The sequence below is a fragment of the Hymenobacter sp. B81 genome (genome assembly GCF_044628455.1).
Classification (GTDB): domain Bacteria; phylum Bacteroidota; class Bacteroidia; order Cytophagales; family Hymenobacteraceae; genus Solirubrum.
Window position 1 is genome coordinate 25,266 of record NZ_JBIYZW010000004.1, and the last position, 13,586, is coordinate 38,851.

Sequence of the window (13,586 nt, forward strand, 5' to 3'; positions counted from 1 at the left end):
CTTGGGACGTTTGGGGCTGAGGCTGCTCGGCCATGCGGGCCCAGGCGGGGCCGCAGCGGCCCATCTTTTGGCGGAAACGTTCGCGCTCCTCGTCACTCATGCCCTGCATGCGGGCTTCCATTTTATTGCGCCAGTGCTCCTGGGCCCGGGCCTTCCAGCCGCCGGCCGGGCCGCCCCGGAAGCCGCCGAAGAGAATTTTGCAGAGCACGAGCAAGCCCAGCGCCTGCCCGAAGCTGAGCAGCGGCAAGCCGAAAATGGCCGGCATCAGCCAGTTCCACAGGGCCATGACCACGAAGCCAGCCAGGGCCACGCACAACGCCGCGAAGAGTACAAAGCGCAGGCCGCGAAGCAGCCAAAAGTTGCGGTTCATATGGTTGAGTTGTCAGAGTAAAGTTATCGGTTGTCGGCTCGACATGGCAGCCTGGCTGGCAGCAGTTGGCAAGGCGTACCTGCGGGCCGGCACCTAATCCAGAAAAAGGTCGGTGTAGAGAGCTTGCAGCTTGGTGCGCAGCTGCTGCACGGCGTAGTGCTTGCGCGAAATCAGGGTTTTGAGGGGTACGCCGGTTTCTTCGGCCATCTGCCGGAAGGTTTTGCCGTCGAACTCGTGCCACACGAACACCTCCCGCTGGGCCGGGGGCAATTCGTCGAGCGCATCGAGGATGGCCTCCATGATGGTTTCGCGGGCCATGGCCGTTTCGGTGGAGTCGTCGGGAGCGGGCAGCACGTCGGCCAGCAGCAGGGGCTCGTCGGAGTCGGCGGCCGAGTGGTAGGCGGCGGCTTCTTCCAGCGAGGCCGGCTTGGGGCGGCGGTAGCGGTCGATGATCTTGTTGCGGGCCACGCGGAACAGCCAGGCGGCCATCTGCTCCACGGGCTTGACGAGGCGGTAGCTTTGCACCAGCTCGAAGAACACGTCCTGCAGCACGTCCTCGGCGTCTTCCTGGTCGGGAATGCGCCGGCGAATAAACGACAGCAGCTTGCCGCGCTGCTCGCGCACGGCCTGTTGCAGCCGGTCGTCTTGCTCGGTCATGGCCGCGGCGCTGGGGAGCTGTATGGTCATTGCCTGTTCCATTCTGAGTGAGCAGACGCAGGCGGCGGAAAATTACTTTATCGGAAGCGGAAAAAGTTACGCGCGGCGGCTTCCGCTCCCCAAACACCCGCCGCCCGCCCAACCCCGCCGGTGCGGCAGGGGTTATTCAACGGCAGCGGTCCTACGACTTGGAGCTGTAGTGCCCCTTCGCAGGCGGGACCGGCGCGGCCTTTCCTGTACTTTTCCGCGGGAATTTCCCGAGTTTAGGCCTACCTTTGCCCGCTAATTGGCCCCGCGTGAACGGGGCATTTTTCGGCCGCTACCCCGCCCTGAATGGACCAGACGATACCGGAAGTCATCCGCACCATTCCCCTTCAGCACTACCTGTTCTTCGCCACGGCCCTGTTTGCCATCGGCGTCATCGGGGTGCTCACCCGGCGCAATGCCATCATCATCTTTATGTGCGTGGAGCTGATGCTCAACGCCGTCAACGTGCTGCTCGCGGCCTTCTCGGCCTACCGCGCCGACCCCAACGGGCAGGTGTTCGTGTTCTTCATCATGGCCGTGGCCGCGGCAGAAGTAGCCGTGGGCCTGGGCATCATCGTGATGATTTACCGCAACGTGCAGAACACCGACGTCAGCCTGCTCGACCGGCTTAAATGGTAACGGGTTGATGGGGGGCGCTTCGCAAATGTGCGGAATGTGAAAAATGTGCTCATGTGCTACTACCAGACGACCGTTAGCATCTGACCACATTCAACCTATTCTCCCCACATTCTCCCCATTCCTCTCCCTTAGCCCATCAGCCCATTCAATCACATCAGCACATTCTTACACATGGCTGAACAAGCGCCCCTCGCCGTCTTTGCCGGCTCGCCGCTGCTCTACATTCTGATTCCGCTGCTGCCGTTTCTGGGCTTCCTGCTCAACGGCCTGCTCAACCGCCGGCTTTCGGGCACGGTAGCCGGGCTCATCGGCAGCGCCACCGTGCTGGGCTCGTTTATCATCTCGCTCACGCTGTTCCTGCGGTTCCTGGCCAACCCGGTGCCCTACACCGTGCAGCTGTTCGACTGGATTTCGGTGGGCTCGATGCAGATTCCCTTCGCCTACCAGATCGACCAGCTCAGTCTCATCATGCTGCTGCTCGTGACGGGCGTAGGCTTCCTGATCCACGTCTACAGCATCGGCTACATGCACCACGACGCGAACGTGGGCAAGTTCTTTGCCTTCCTGAACTTGTTCGTGTTTTCGATGCTGGTGTTGGTGCTCGGCTCCAACTACGTGATTCTGTTCATCGGCTGGGAAGGCGTGGGGCTGTGCTCCTACCTGCTCATCGGCTTCTGGAACCAGAACCACAACTACAACAACGCCGCCAAGAAGGCCTTCATCATCAACCGCATCGGCGACCTGGGCTTCCTGCTGGGCATCTTCCTGATTTACTTCACCTTCGACTCGGTGCAGTACGGCGAGGTGTTCCAGAAGGCTTCCACCATGCAAGTGGGCGCCGGCGTGATTACGGCCATTACGCTGCTGCTCTTCGTGGGCGCCATGGGTAAGTCGGCCCAGCTGCCGCTCTACACCTGGCTGCCCGACGCTATGGCCGGCCCCACGCCGGTTTCGGCGCTCATCCACGCCGCTACCATGGTCACGGCCGGCATCTACATGGTGCTGCGCTCCAACGTGCTCTACACCCTCTCGCCCGATACCCTGGAAGTAGTGGGCTGGATCGGCGCCCTCACGGCCCTGTTCGCCGCTACCATCGGCCTGGCCCAGAACGACATCAAGAAGGTGCTGGCGTACTCCACCGTCTCGCAGCTGGGCTACATGTTCCTGGCCCTGGGCGTGATGGGCTACAGCTCCTCGCTGTTTCACGTGCTTACCCACGCCTTCTTCAAGGCCCTGATGTTCCTCGGGGCCGGCTCGGTGATTCACGCCATGAGCAACGAGCAGGACATCCGCCGCATGGGTGGCCTGCGCAAAGCCCTGCCCATTACCTTCCTCACGTTCCTGATCGGCTGCATTGCCATCAGCGGCATTCCGCCCTTCGCGGGCTTCTTCTCCAAGGACGAAATACTGGCCCACGCCTACGAGCACAACAAGGCCCTGTGGGCCATTGGCCTGCTCACGGCCTTCCTGACGGCCTTCTACATGTTCCGCCTGCTGTTCCTCACCTTCTTCGGCGAGTTCCGCGGCACGGAGGAGCAGAAGCACCACCTGCACGAGTCGCCGGCCTCGATGACGCTGCCGCTGGTTGTGCTGGCGGTGCTCTCGGCCATCGGCGGCTTCCTGAACGCCCCGCTGGTGCTGGGCCGCGGCTACCTGGCCGACTTCCTGGCGCCGCTGTTCACCTACTCGCGGCAGCTGAACCCGACGGCCTTCAACCACCAGATCGACCACTCGACCGAGTACATGCTCATCGGTCTCTCGGTGGCGGCGGGCGTGCTGGGCATCGTGCTGGCTTACGTGCTGTACGTGGCCAAGCGTAGCCGCCCGGCCGAGGAAACCGCTCCGCGCGGTTTCTTCGAAAACCTGGTGTACCACAAATACTACGTCGACGAGCTCTACGACGCCCTGTTCGTGAAGCCCAGCATGTTCCTCTCGCGCGGCCTGCACGACGTGGTGGAGAAGCGCGTTGTCGACGGCGCCGTGAACGGGGTGGGCCGCGGCGTGATGGGCGGCTCGCAGCTGCTGCGCTTCCTGCAGACCGGCAAGGTGGAAACCTACCTGCTGCTGATGGTGCTGGGCATCGTGGTGGTGCTGGCGCTGAATTTCATCCGACTGTAATCTGTAAGCAGCTTCCCAGTTGCTCCCGAAGTTCGCATTATGCCGAAAGTCTTTTTGCTGATCGTGCTTATCTGGCCCGTGGCCGCCGCGCTGCTGCTGCACTTTGTGCGGGGCAAGGCCGCGCGGGCGCTGGCCCTTGGCGCTTCGCTGATTGAGCTGGCCCTGGTCGTGGCTATGACCACTCAGTTCGTGCCGAACTCCCAGGTTCAGTTCGAGCTCAACTACCCCTGGCTGGAATCGGCCGGCATCAACTTTCACATCGGGGTTGACGGGCTGAGCCTCTTGCTGGTGCTGCTCACCGCCTTCCTGGTGCCGCTCATCCTGCTGGCCTCGTTCCGCCACGACTACGAGAATCCCTCGGCCTTCTACGCGCTGGTGCTGTTCATGCAAACCGGCCTGCTGGGCGTGTTCGTGGCCCTCGACGCCTTCGTGTTCTACTTCTTCTGGGAAGTGGCCCTGATTCCGATTTACTTCCTGGCCGGCGTGTGGGGCGGCGAGCGGCGCGTGCCCGTCACGCTCAAGTTCTTTATCTACACCGTCGTCGGCTCGCTGTTCATGCTGGCCGGCTTCGTGTACCTCTACTACATGACCGGGGCCAACGGCGCCGTGCGCTCCTCCGACCTCGACGCGTTCTACAACCTGAACTTGTCGGCCGCCGAGCAGTCGTGGGTGTTCCTGCTCATTTTCGCGGCCTTCGCCGTGAAGATGCCCATCTTCCCGCTGCACTCCTGGCAGCCCGATACCTACACCGAGGCGCCCACGCCGGCCACCATGCTGCTCTCGGGCATCATGCTGAAAATGGGCATCTACGGCACCATGCGCTGGGTGCTGCCCGTGCTGCCCAAGGGCGTGAGCATCTGGGCCGACTACGTGATGGTGCTGGCCGTTATCGGCATTATCTACGGCGCCATCATTGCCATCCGCCAGCGCGACATGAAGCGCCTGGTGGCCTTCTCCTCACTCTCGCACGTGGGGCTGATGATTGCCGGCATGTTCTCGCTCACGGCCGTGGGTTTGCAGGGCACCACCATTCAGATGCTGGCCCACGGCGTGAACGTAGTGGGCTTGTTCTTTATCATCGACATCATTCAGCGCCGCACCGGCACCCGCCAGATTCCCGAGCTGGGCGGCCTGACGCGCGCCACGCCCCTGCTCTCGGTGACCTTCCTGGTGCTGGTGCTGGGCACCGTGGCCCTGCCGCTCACCAACGGCTTCGTGGGCGAGTTTCTGCTCCTGATGGGCGTATTCCAGTACAACGCCTGGCTGGGCGCCGTCGCCGGCCTCACCATCATCTTCGGGGCGGTGTACCTGCTGCGCATGTTCCAGCGCGTGATGCTCGGCCCCGACACCTCGTTCTCGGCCCTCATCAAAGACCTGACTGCCTCGGAGCTGGCCGTGCTGGTGCCGCTCATCGTGCTCGTGTTCTGGATCGGCCTGTTCCCGGGCACCTTCCTGCACCTGTCGGAGCCGGCCATCAACAAGCTGCTGGTGCTGATCAACCGCTAAGCCTCCCGACTCATGCTCTCGATCATTCTGCTTTCTGTTTCCGGGCTGGCCAACCTGTTCCTGGGCTTCAACCGCTCCAACCGCCTGATTCTGCCCTTCGCGCTGCTGGTACTCACCGGTGTGCTGGCCGTGACCCTCTCGGGCATCGACACCACCGGCGCGCTGGCGGTGTGGAACAGCTCGCCCTACTTCAAGGGCATGCTCACCTTCGACCGCTACGCGCAGGTGTTCACCGCCGTGATGGTGATGACTACGCTGCTGCTGCTGCCCTTCTCGCACAAGTACGTGCGCGAGCAAAACCCCAACCTGGCCGAGTACTACAGCATCCTGCTGTTCTCGCTGGTAGGCGCCATCATGATGGTGAGCTACAACAACCTGATCGTGCTCTTCCTCGGCATCGAGACGCTGAGCATTGCCATGTACGTGCTGGCCGGCTCCGAGAAAAACAACCTGCGCTCCAACGAGGCGGCCCTGAAGTACTTCCTGATGGGCTGTTTTGCCACCGGCGTGCTGCTCTTCGGCATGGCCCTGCTCTACGGCGCCACCGGCACCTTCGACCTGATTCAGATGGGCCTGGTGCTGCAGGCCCTGCCCGCCGCCGACCCCACCCTGCAGCCCATGATGGCCGTGGGCATTCTGCTGGTGCTCATCGGCATCGGCTTCAAGATTTCGGCCGCGCCCTTCCACTTCTGGACGCCCGACGTGTACGAGGGTACGCCCACGGTCTTCAGCGGCTACATGAGCACGGTGGTGAAGACGGCCGGCATTGCGGGCTTCTTCAAGCTGCTGACGTTTGCCTTCGGCGGTGAAACCAACTCGGTGTGGCTGCCCACGCTCACGGCCATGCTGGTGCTCACGCTCATCATTGGCAACGTGGGCGCCGTGGCCCAGACCAACGCCAAGCGCATGCTGGCTTACTCCAGCATCTCGCACGCGGGCTACCTGCTGCTGGCTTTGGTGGCTTTGCGCAGCGGGTTTCTGTCGATGAACGCCATTTTCTTCTACTCGCTGGCGTACTCGGTGGCCACGGTCATTGCCTTCGGCGTGCTCAAGCTCGTGCACGACCAGCGCGAGCGGGACGACTACGAGGGCCTCAACGGCCTGGCCCGCACCAACCCGCTGCTGGCCTTTGCCATGACGGTTTCCATGCTCTCGTTGGCCGGCATTCCGCTCACCGGCGGCTTTTTCGGCAAGTTTTACCTGTTTGCTGCCGCCGCCCAGGAAGGCTACATCGGCCTGGTTGTTTTCGCCGTGGTGATGTCGGCCGTGGGTATTTTCTACTACCTGCGCCCCATCATGGCCATGTACATGAAGCCCGGCGCGGAAGGCGCCGACGCTCCGGTGGCCGTGAGCGGCTTCCAGTCGGCGGTGCTCATGCTGCTGGTGGGCCTGACGCTGCTGCTGGGCGTGTGGCCTGGCATCGTGGAAGGCGCGCTGAAGCTTCAGTAGATTCAGCTTTCATATTCAACAAAAAAGCGGCCCCGTGGGGCCGCTTTTTTGTTTTCCGGAGCGCCCAGCTTTCGGGCAGCGCCGGCCTACTTTTGGGTCACGCGCAGCCCGATGCGCCGGTTCAGGGCGCGGCCCACGGGCGTTTCGTTGCTGGCCACCGCGTGCTTGGGCCCGTAGCCCTTGGCCTCGATGCGCCGGGCCGCAATGCCCATGTCGATGAGCGCGGCCATGGCCGCCGTAGCCCGCTGCTCACTCAGCTTTAGGTTGCTCAGGTAGGCCCCAGTGCTGTCGGTGTAGCCGCCGATTTTGACGCGAGCCGCGGGGAAGCTATGCAGGATACTGGCCACGTTGCGCAGCTGGGCCAGCGACTCGTCGGTGAGCGTGGCCTTGCGGGCGTCGAAGTACACGCGGTCGAAGTTGATCCAGCCCTTGGTGCGGTTCACCGGGTCGACCTGGGCGCTGGCGTCGGCCAGGAAGCGGTACAGCTGATTTTCGGTGGAGTTTTCACCCACGGTCTGGGTGCTGCCGTCCACCAAAGTCAGCCGTACCGGACGGCCGGTGTCGTAGATGTAGTTGTCGGTGGCCGCGTCGTAGCGCCCGCTCAGCACCGTGGGCGGCGCGGTGGGGCGGGCCGCCGTAGAATTCTCCCCAGCATTAGCCGGCACTGCGGACTCACTCCCGCTGCTGCCGGCAACCAGGGCCGCTGCCGGTACCTGCTCGGCCGGCGCTGGTCGGCTCAGCAGCCACCAGAACCCCAAAGCCACGGCCCCCGCCACCACAAACAAGGCCAGCCAGGAACGCCAGAAGCCCGACTCGGCGCGCGGCGCGGCGGTGGCCGGCTCGCTGGGGATTGGTCGCCGCGGGGACGTGCCCGGTTCCGCAGCGCCGTTGATCGGGCCGGGGCGCACCTCGTCGAGCAACAGGCCCGAGATGCTGCTGCGCTGGGTTTGCAGCCAGCGGCTCAGCCCCAGCGCGTCGAGGTGGCGCTCCGACACGTGGCGGCCCAACACGCTCAGCATCACCGGCGCCGTAATGCCCAGCAGATTTTCCACCGCCGTGGGCTGAATGCCGCTGTCGCTGGCCACGGTGGCCACGCGGCTGCGGTAGCTGTCGGCCAGCAGGGACTTCATCAGTTCGCTGCCCCGGCCCGCGCTGCCCCGGCCTACCGCCGCCGCGGCCGCCACGGCGTCGTTGGGCTCGGCGGGCTCGTTGGCGTGGCTGGCCATGGTCCACACCACTTCGGGGCCGCCGATTTGCTCGGTCAGCTTGATCAGACTGCTAAGCACCAGGGGCACCACCTTCGGCAAGGCCTTGCGCACCCCGGCTTCGCTCTCGCCTACCACCGCACTGGCCTGGCTTACGGCCGGAGCCGTAAAGCAAGCCGAAACTTCCTCCAACACGTTCTGCGTCATGATCGTAGGGGTTTGGCATGTTACAATAACCTATAATACAAATAATTACCAACATATGTCAATAATATACTTCCGCTCAAGTGAAGCCCGTCCACGAAAAAAGCAGCCGGTTGGGGCTGCTTGGTTTCGACTGGTAAAGGGAAGACTGCAAGAGCGGCGGCTGCGGTCAGCTTACGCGCAACACGGCCAGGTCGGGCTGGTCGGCGTACACCACGGCTTCGTCGCCGAAGGGCTCGTCGCCGCGGAATTTCTGCAGCACGCGGGCGGTGGTAATGATGTCCTTCTGGCAGTACTTCACGATGCGCGGCAGGTCGCGCTCCTCGTAGAACACCCGGGCCACGTCGGCGCCGGTGATGTCGTCCTTGGGCGTGGGAATGCCGAACATGGCCGCCAGCAAGGCCAGGGAAGTAAACGATTTCCGGTCGCCAAACTTCCACAGCTCCATGGTGTCGAGGTGGTTGATTTCCCAGGGCTTCTTGCCGGCCACGTCGAGCTGCGGGGGCAGGGGCACACCGGTAATGAGCATGCGCCGCGACAGGTAGGGAAAGTCGAACTCCTTGCCGTTGTGGGCGCACAGCACGTGGCCGGGCTTGCGGCTGAGCACCTCGGCAAACTCGCGCAGCAGCGCCGGCTCGTCGTCCGAAGCAAAGCTCTTCACCCGAAAGCGCAGCTGCTCCTGCCGGTCGTAGTAGAAGCAGCCCAGGGAGATGCACACCACCCGCCCGAACTCGGCGTAGATGCCGGCCTGGTCGAACAGCGACGCGGCCGACAGGCGGTCGGGCATGGGCTCGATTTCCTCGGCGCCCCAGCTGGGGTAGCCCTGCTGCCGGCGCAGGCTGTGGGCCTTGTGCTCCCAGAGGTGCCGCAGCATGTCGTCGAGCTCGTCGTGGCAGCCCACGCAGGGCACGGTTTCGATGTCGAGCACGAAGACGTCGGGTAATTTCAGGTTGCGGAGCAGCTGCATGGGCACGACGGCTAAGGGAAGGACCGTAACGAAGATAGCCCCCGGCAGCGCCAACCGGCAAGCCGGCCCGCAATTATTCGCCCGCCCGCTGCCGCCAGCGCGCTTCGGCTGGTAAGCAGTCCAAGCCCCGTGTAGGATATTTTTTTCCGGCCGATAATAACCACACTGCAGGTAGGCTATTTTTTCTTTTCAGGAATATCCTACCTACCGGGCAGGCTGTTTTCCGCTGGCCGCAACGCCCCTACCCTATTCACGACCGGCTTTTCCGTTGCTGAGCCGCCCGCGTGGCCGGCTCAGGCCAGGGCTGGGCGGTTGGTGAGCCACAGGCCCAGCACGCAAATCAACAGCTGGCGACGAGACTTGGTGGCCATAACCAGGGAACAAGAGGTAAAACGACCGTTTCCGCCGGTGCAGCCCGACTCCAACAAAATCGGCCGGCGCCGGCACCCGCACAATCACATGATGATGTGGCCCCAACGACACCGCGGGGCCCGGCCGGCGGCCAGACCCCGCGGCGCGGGAATTTCTCAAATCAGCTCGGTTCTCACCGGCTAGGTCAGGCCCTGGCGCAGGGCCTTGCTCACGGCCTCGGTCATGGAGCGCACGTGCAGCTTTTCGTAGATTTTCTTGATGTGGGAGCGGACCGTGTCGAGCGAGATGCCGCGGTCGTGGGCAATCATCTTGTAGCTGTAGCCTTCCACCAGCAGGCCCAAGATTTCCTGCTCGCGGGCGCTCAGGTTGGCCGGCGAGTCTTCCTGCTGGCGCGGGGCCACGGGCTTGGGAAACAGGCGCAGCACCTGGCGGGCAATGGCGGGCGTCATGGGAGCACCGCCGGCCTTCACCTCGTTGATGGCGTCGAGCAGCTTGGCGGGCGGGGTTTTCTTGAGCAGGTAGCCGTCGGCGCCGGCGCACACGGCCTGAAACACCCGGTCGTTGTCTTCAAACACGGTCAGCATCACCACGCTCACGCCCGGCGACTTGGCCTTGATGCGCTTGAGACCCTCGATGCCATTCAGGCCGGGCATGTCGATGTCCATCAGCACCACGTCGGGCTTGAGGCGCGGAATGTCGGTTTCCACCTGCTGGCAGTTGCCCAGGGCCCCGGCCAGCTCCAGCCCCGGCGTGCCGCCCAGCAGCTGACTCAGGCTGATGCGCAGGTCGGGGTTGTCTTCGTAAATCAGAACGCGGGTGGCAGTTTCCATGGGCTTGAACGGTGGGTAAATGGGTGCGGGTCAGAACGCTGCGAAGGTACGCAATGCCCGCGGGCGCCCGGGTCGCATAATGATGTGAGCGAGGGCCGCAATAGCCAGTGCGCGGCCGGGCTACTTCAGCGGCACGCGCAGCTCCAGGCGGGTGCCCTGGCCCGGGGCCGTGTCGAGGTTGAGTGTGGCCTTGAGCGCGGCCGCGCGGCTGCGCATGTTGGTCATGCCATTGCCGCCGCCCTGGGCCGGGGCCTGGGGGTCGAAGCCCACGCCGTCGTCTTCCACGCGCAGCACCAGCTGGCGCTGCTCGTAGTCGAGGCGGATGGCGGCGAATTCGGCCTGGGCGTACTTGGCCAGGTTGTTCACGGCTTCCTTGAAGAGCAGGAAAAACTCGCGGCGGGCGCGCATGGGCAGGCGCTGCTCCAGCACCTCGGGCGCCACCTTAAAGGTGAAGTCGATGCCGCGGGCTTCGAGCACGTCGGAGGCGAAGGAGCGCATGCGGGCCGCCACGGCGTCCATGCTGTCGTGGGCCGGGTTGATGGCCCACACGATGTCGTCCATGGAGTCGAGCATGCGCCGCGACGAGTCGCCGATCTGCTCGAGCAGGGCCGAGGCCTGTTCCTGGTTGTTGCGCTGCTGGTGGTTGCGGGCCAGCTGGCTCAGAATGGAAATCGAGCTGAGCGTGGAGCCCATGTCGTCGTGCAGGTCGCGGGCAATGTTGTGGCGCACGCGCTCCAGGGCCAGCAGCTGGCTCACGCGCAGGCGGTAGGCGGCAAACAGCAGCCCGAACACCACCCAGCTGGCCAGGATGCGGAACCACCACGTCTGGTACCAGGGCGGCTCCACCACCACCTTCAGGGCCGCGCCGGTGGGGTTCCACACGCCGTCGTTGTTGGCGGCCCGTACCCGGAAGGTGTAGCTGCCGGGGTCGAGGTTGGTGTAGGTGGCCTGGTGCTGGCCGCCGGCCTCAATCCACTCGTCGTCGAAGCCCTCCATCTTGTAGGAAAAACGGTTTTTGTCGGGCAGGCGGTAGTTGAGGGCAGCAAACTCGATGGAGAAGAAGTAGTCGCGCGGGGCCAAGCGCAGAGTGCGGCGCTCGGTGATGCTGGTGTCGAGGCGGGCGGGCTGGTTGAACTTGCGGAAGCCGGTGAACACCACCACCGGCGGGGCGGGGTTGTAGCGCACGGCCGTGGGCTGAAACTCCACCACCCCGTTGCCGCCGCCAAACAGCAATGATCCGTCGCGGCGGCGGCAGAAGGCCCCGGCGTTGAACTCGTCCTGGGGCAGCCCGTCGCGCACGTCGTAGGTGCGGAAGCGGCGGGTGCGGGGCGTGAAGCGGGCAATGCCCTTGTTGGTGGCCAGCCACAGGTCGCCCTGCCCGTCGGGCAGCATGCCGTAGATAACGTCGTTGGGCAGTCCCTGCGGCTCGCGGAAGGTCTGGAAGCGGCCGGCCTCGGGGTCAAGCAGGCAGCTCAGGCCGCCGCCCTCGGTGGCCAGCCACAGCCGGTTCTGCTCGTCTTCGTACATGCAGCGCACGAAGTTGCTGCTCAGGCTGCGCGGGTCGGCGGGGTTGGCCCGAAAGGCGTGGGAAGTGCCGTTGCGCGGGTCGAAGCGGCAGAGGCCGCCGCCGCCCACGCCCACCCACACGTTGCCGCGGTGGTCCTGGTACACGCAGCGCACGAAGTTGCTGCTCAGGCTACGCGGGTCGCGGGGATTGTGGCGGTAGGCGGCGCAGCGCCCGGTTACGGGGTCGAGCAGGTTCAGGCCGCCCTCGGTGCCCACCCACAGCCGCCCCTGCCGGTCCTGGTAAATGCAGCGCACGTTGTCGTCGGAGAGGCTGGTGGGGTCGGCGGGGTTGTGGCGGTAGCGGCGGAAGCGGCCGGTGGCCGGATCGAGGTAGGCCAGGCCGTGGCTTTGCGTGCCCACCCAGATGCGCCCGTCGCGGTCGGGCAGCACGGCGCGCACAAAATCGTCGGGCAAGCTGGTGGGGTCGGCAGGGTCGTGGCGGTAGCGGGTGAGCTGGCGCGTGACGGGGTTGAGGCGCAGCAGGCCCATGTTTTCGGTACCCAGCCACAGCTGGCGGCCCGCGTCTTCGGCCAGGGCCCACACCGGGCCGGTTTCGTGTTGCGGCACGGGCTGCGAAAAGGCGTTGGGCCGGGGCTCGAAGCTGGCCAGGCCCTGCTCGGTGCCGGCCCAAAGCAAGCCCAGGCGGTCTTCGTAGAGCGTGAGCACGGTGTTGTTGGGCAGGGTGCGCCCGGCGCCGGCGCGGTGTTGCCAGTTGGCAAAAGTGCCCGTGCCGGGGTTGAAGCGACACAGCCCGCTCATGGTACCCACCCACAGCCGCTCCTGCCCATCGACCAGCAGGGAGCGAACGGCGTCGGAGGGCAGCGCGCCCGGGGCCGGACCGGGCTGGTAGCTGCGGCGCTGCCCGCTGCGCAAACCCACGAAGTACAGCCCGGCGTTTTCCACGCCCACCCACAGGTCGCCCTGGGGCGTAGCGGCCAGGGCCGTGATGGGCGCCTGCGGCACCCAGTCGGTGAGCGGCACCAGCAGCCCGCGGCGCTCGTCCACGTAGCTGAGGCGGCCCTCGCCGGTGCCCACCCAGATGCGCCCATCGGCGGCCTGCAGAATGGCCCGGATGGAATTGCGGCGCACGTTGCCCAGGTCGGGGTGGCGGAACAGGCGGAAGCGGCCGGTGCGCTGGTCGAGCAGGTGCAGGCCGGTTTCGGCCCCGGCCCACACGCGCCCGCGTCGGTCGCAGAACACGGCCCGCACGAAGTTGTCGGTCAACCCGCTCGAGTCGCTGGCCTGGTAGGTCACGAACCGGTCGGCCAGGGGCTGGTAGCGGCAGAGGCCGCCGCCGCCGGTGCCCACCCACACATTGCCGTGGGCGTCGGCGGCCAGGGCCAGAATGAAGTTGCTGCTCAGGCTGCCGGCCCGCTGCGGGTCGTTGCGAAACACGCGGAAGCCGGCCCCGTCGTAGCGGTTGAGGCCGTCCTGGGTGCCCAGCCACAGAAAGCCGCGGCGGTCCTGCACGGCGCTCAGCACGCTGTTTTCCGACAAACCCTGGGCGGTGGTGAGCGGATGAAACGTAAGGTTTTCGGGCGGCGGAGCGGCTCCCGCCAGCGTCCAGCTCAGGCAGCACAACAGCCAGCTCAGCCAGGCCGGGGGAGAAAGGGAAATGCGCGTCATTTCGTGCAAGAAAGCGGGTCGGCGGCAGCTTGGCAAACCCGCCCCGGCGG

Annotated in this window: 10 protein-coding genes; 4 read left to right on the top strand and 6 right to left on the bottom strand. The window is 65.2% G+C overall.

All coding sequences use genetic code 11. The annotated features are described in order from the left end of the window. Together ACE191_RS20620 and ACE191_RS20625 are read right to left on the bottom strand one after the other, a co-directional pair. Window positions 1-370, bottom strand: a 370-nt coding sequence (locus tag ACE191_RS20620; RefSeq protein WP_400194145.1) for a hypothetical protein, incomplete at its 3' end; no start/stop codon positions are given. Window positions 371-463: 93 nt separating this feature from the next. Next, window positions 464-1,069 (bottom strand): RNA polymerase sigma factor, encoded by a 606-nt coding sequence (locus tag ACE191_RS20625; protein ID WP_400194146.1) that lies wholly within the window; start codon window positions 1,067-1,069, stop codon window positions 464-466. 291 nt (window positions 1,070-1,360) lie between these two features. On the opposite strand from ACE191_RS20625, the gene nuoK reads away from it, so the two are divergent. The 4 genes from nuoK (at window position 1,361) to ACE191_RS20645 (ending at window position 6,766) form a co-directional block, all read left to right on the top strand. Further along, window positions 1,361-1,693: an NADH-quinone oxidoreductase subunit NuoK gene (gene nuoK, locus ACE191_RS20630; RefSeq protein ID WP_400194147.1), complete on the top strand. Its 333-nt coding sequence runs from the start codon at window positions 1,361-1,363 to the stop codon at window positions 1,691-1,693. 171 nt (window positions 1,694-1,864) lie between these two features. Beyond that, window positions 1,865-3,811, top strand: coding sequence for an NADH-quinone oxidoreductase subunit L (nuoL, locus tag ACE191_RS20635; protein WP_400194148.1), 1,947 nt, complete (start codon window positions 1,865-1,867; stop codon window positions 3,809-3,811). Window positions 3,812-3,850: 39 nt separating this feature from the next. Next, window positions 3,851-5,317: a NuoM family protein gene (locus tag ACE191_RS20640; RefSeq protein WP_400194149.1), complete on the top strand. Its 1,467-nt coding sequence runs from the start codon at window positions 3,851-3,853 to the stop codon at window positions 5,315-5,317. 12 nt (window positions 5,318-5,329) lie between these two features. Further along, window positions 5,330-6,766: an NADH-quinone oxidoreductase subunit N gene (locus ACE191_RS20645; protein WP_400194150.1), complete on the top strand. Its 1,437-nt coding sequence runs from the start codon at window positions 5,330-5,332 to the stop codon at window positions 6,764-6,766. A gap of 86 nt (window positions 6,767-6,852) precedes the next feature. Here the strand turns inward: ACE191_RS20645 and ACE191_RS20650 are convergent, their stop codons facing one another. From ACE191_RS20650 to ACE191_RS20665, 4 genes are all read right to left on the bottom strand, one after another. Beyond that, the gene (locus ACE191_RS20650; RefSeq protein WP_400194151.1) at window positions 6,853-8,178 is read right to left on the bottom strand and encodes an OmpA family protein; all 1,326 of its coding nucleotides are present in this window, start codon (window positions 8,176-8,178) and stop codon (window positions 6,853-6,855) included. A 166-nt stretch (window positions 8,179-8,344) separates the two neighbouring features. Next, window positions 8,345-9,142 carry a 3'-5' exonuclease gene (locus ACE191_RS20655; protein WP_400194152.1) on the bottom strand — a complete coding sequence of 266 codons (798 nt, stop codon included), beginning with the start codon at window positions 9,140-9,142 and terminating at the stop codon, window positions 8,345-8,347. A 551-nt stretch (window positions 9,143-9,693) separates the two neighbouring features. Then, complete coding sequence (locus ACE191_RS20660) at window positions 9,694-10,344, bottom strand: response regulator (RefSeq protein WP_400194153.1); 651 nt, start codon at window positions 10,342-10,344, stop codon at window positions 9,694-9,696. A gap of 120 nt (window positions 10,345-10,464) precedes the next feature. Then, window positions 10,465-13,536 carry a two-component regulator propeller domain-containing protein gene (locus tag ACE191_RS20665; protein WP_400194154.1) on the bottom strand — a complete coding sequence of 1,024 codons (3,072 nt, stop codon included), beginning with the start codon at window positions 13,534-13,536 and terminating at the stop codon, window positions 10,465-10,467. Window positions 13,537-13,586: the final 50 nt, after the last annotated feature.

Bases quoted from the DNA above. Each gene is read 5' to 3' on its own strand.
- ACE191_RS20625 (WP_400194146.1), bottom strand. From the start codon at position 1,069: ATGGAACAGGCAATGACCATACAGCTCCCCAGCGCCGCGGCCATGACC.
- nuoK (WP_400194147.1), top strand. From the start codon at position 1,361: ATGGACCAGACGATACCGGAAGTCATCCGCACCATTCCCCTTCAGCAC.
- nuoL (WP_400194148.1), top strand. From the start codon at position 1,865: ATGGCTGAACAAGCGCCCCTCGCCGTCTTTGCCGGCTCGCCGCTGCTC.
- ACE191_RS20640 (WP_400194149.1), top strand. From the start codon at position 3,851: ATGCCGAAAGTCTTTTTGCTGATCGTGCTTATCTGGCCCGTGGCCGCC.
- ACE191_RS20645 (WP_400194150.1), top strand. From the start codon at position 5,330: ATGCTCTCGATCATTCTGCTTTCTGTTTCCGGGCTGGCCAACCTGTTC.
- ACE191_RS20650 (WP_400194151.1), bottom strand. From the start codon at position 8,178: ATGACGCAGAACGTGTTGGAGGAAGTTTCGGCTTGCTTTACGGCTCCG.
- ACE191_RS20655 (WP_400194152.1), bottom strand. From the start codon at position 9,142: ATGCAGCTGCTCCGCAACCTGAAATTACCCGACGTCTTCGTGCTCGAC.
- ACE191_RS20660 (WP_400194153.1), bottom strand. From the start codon at position 10,344: ATGGAAACTGCCACCCGCGTTCTGATTTACGAAGACAACCCCGACCTG.
- ACE191_RS20665 (WP_400194154.1), bottom strand. From the start codon at position 13,536: ATGACGCGCATTTCCCTTTCTCCCCCGGCCTGGCTGAGCTGGCTGTTG.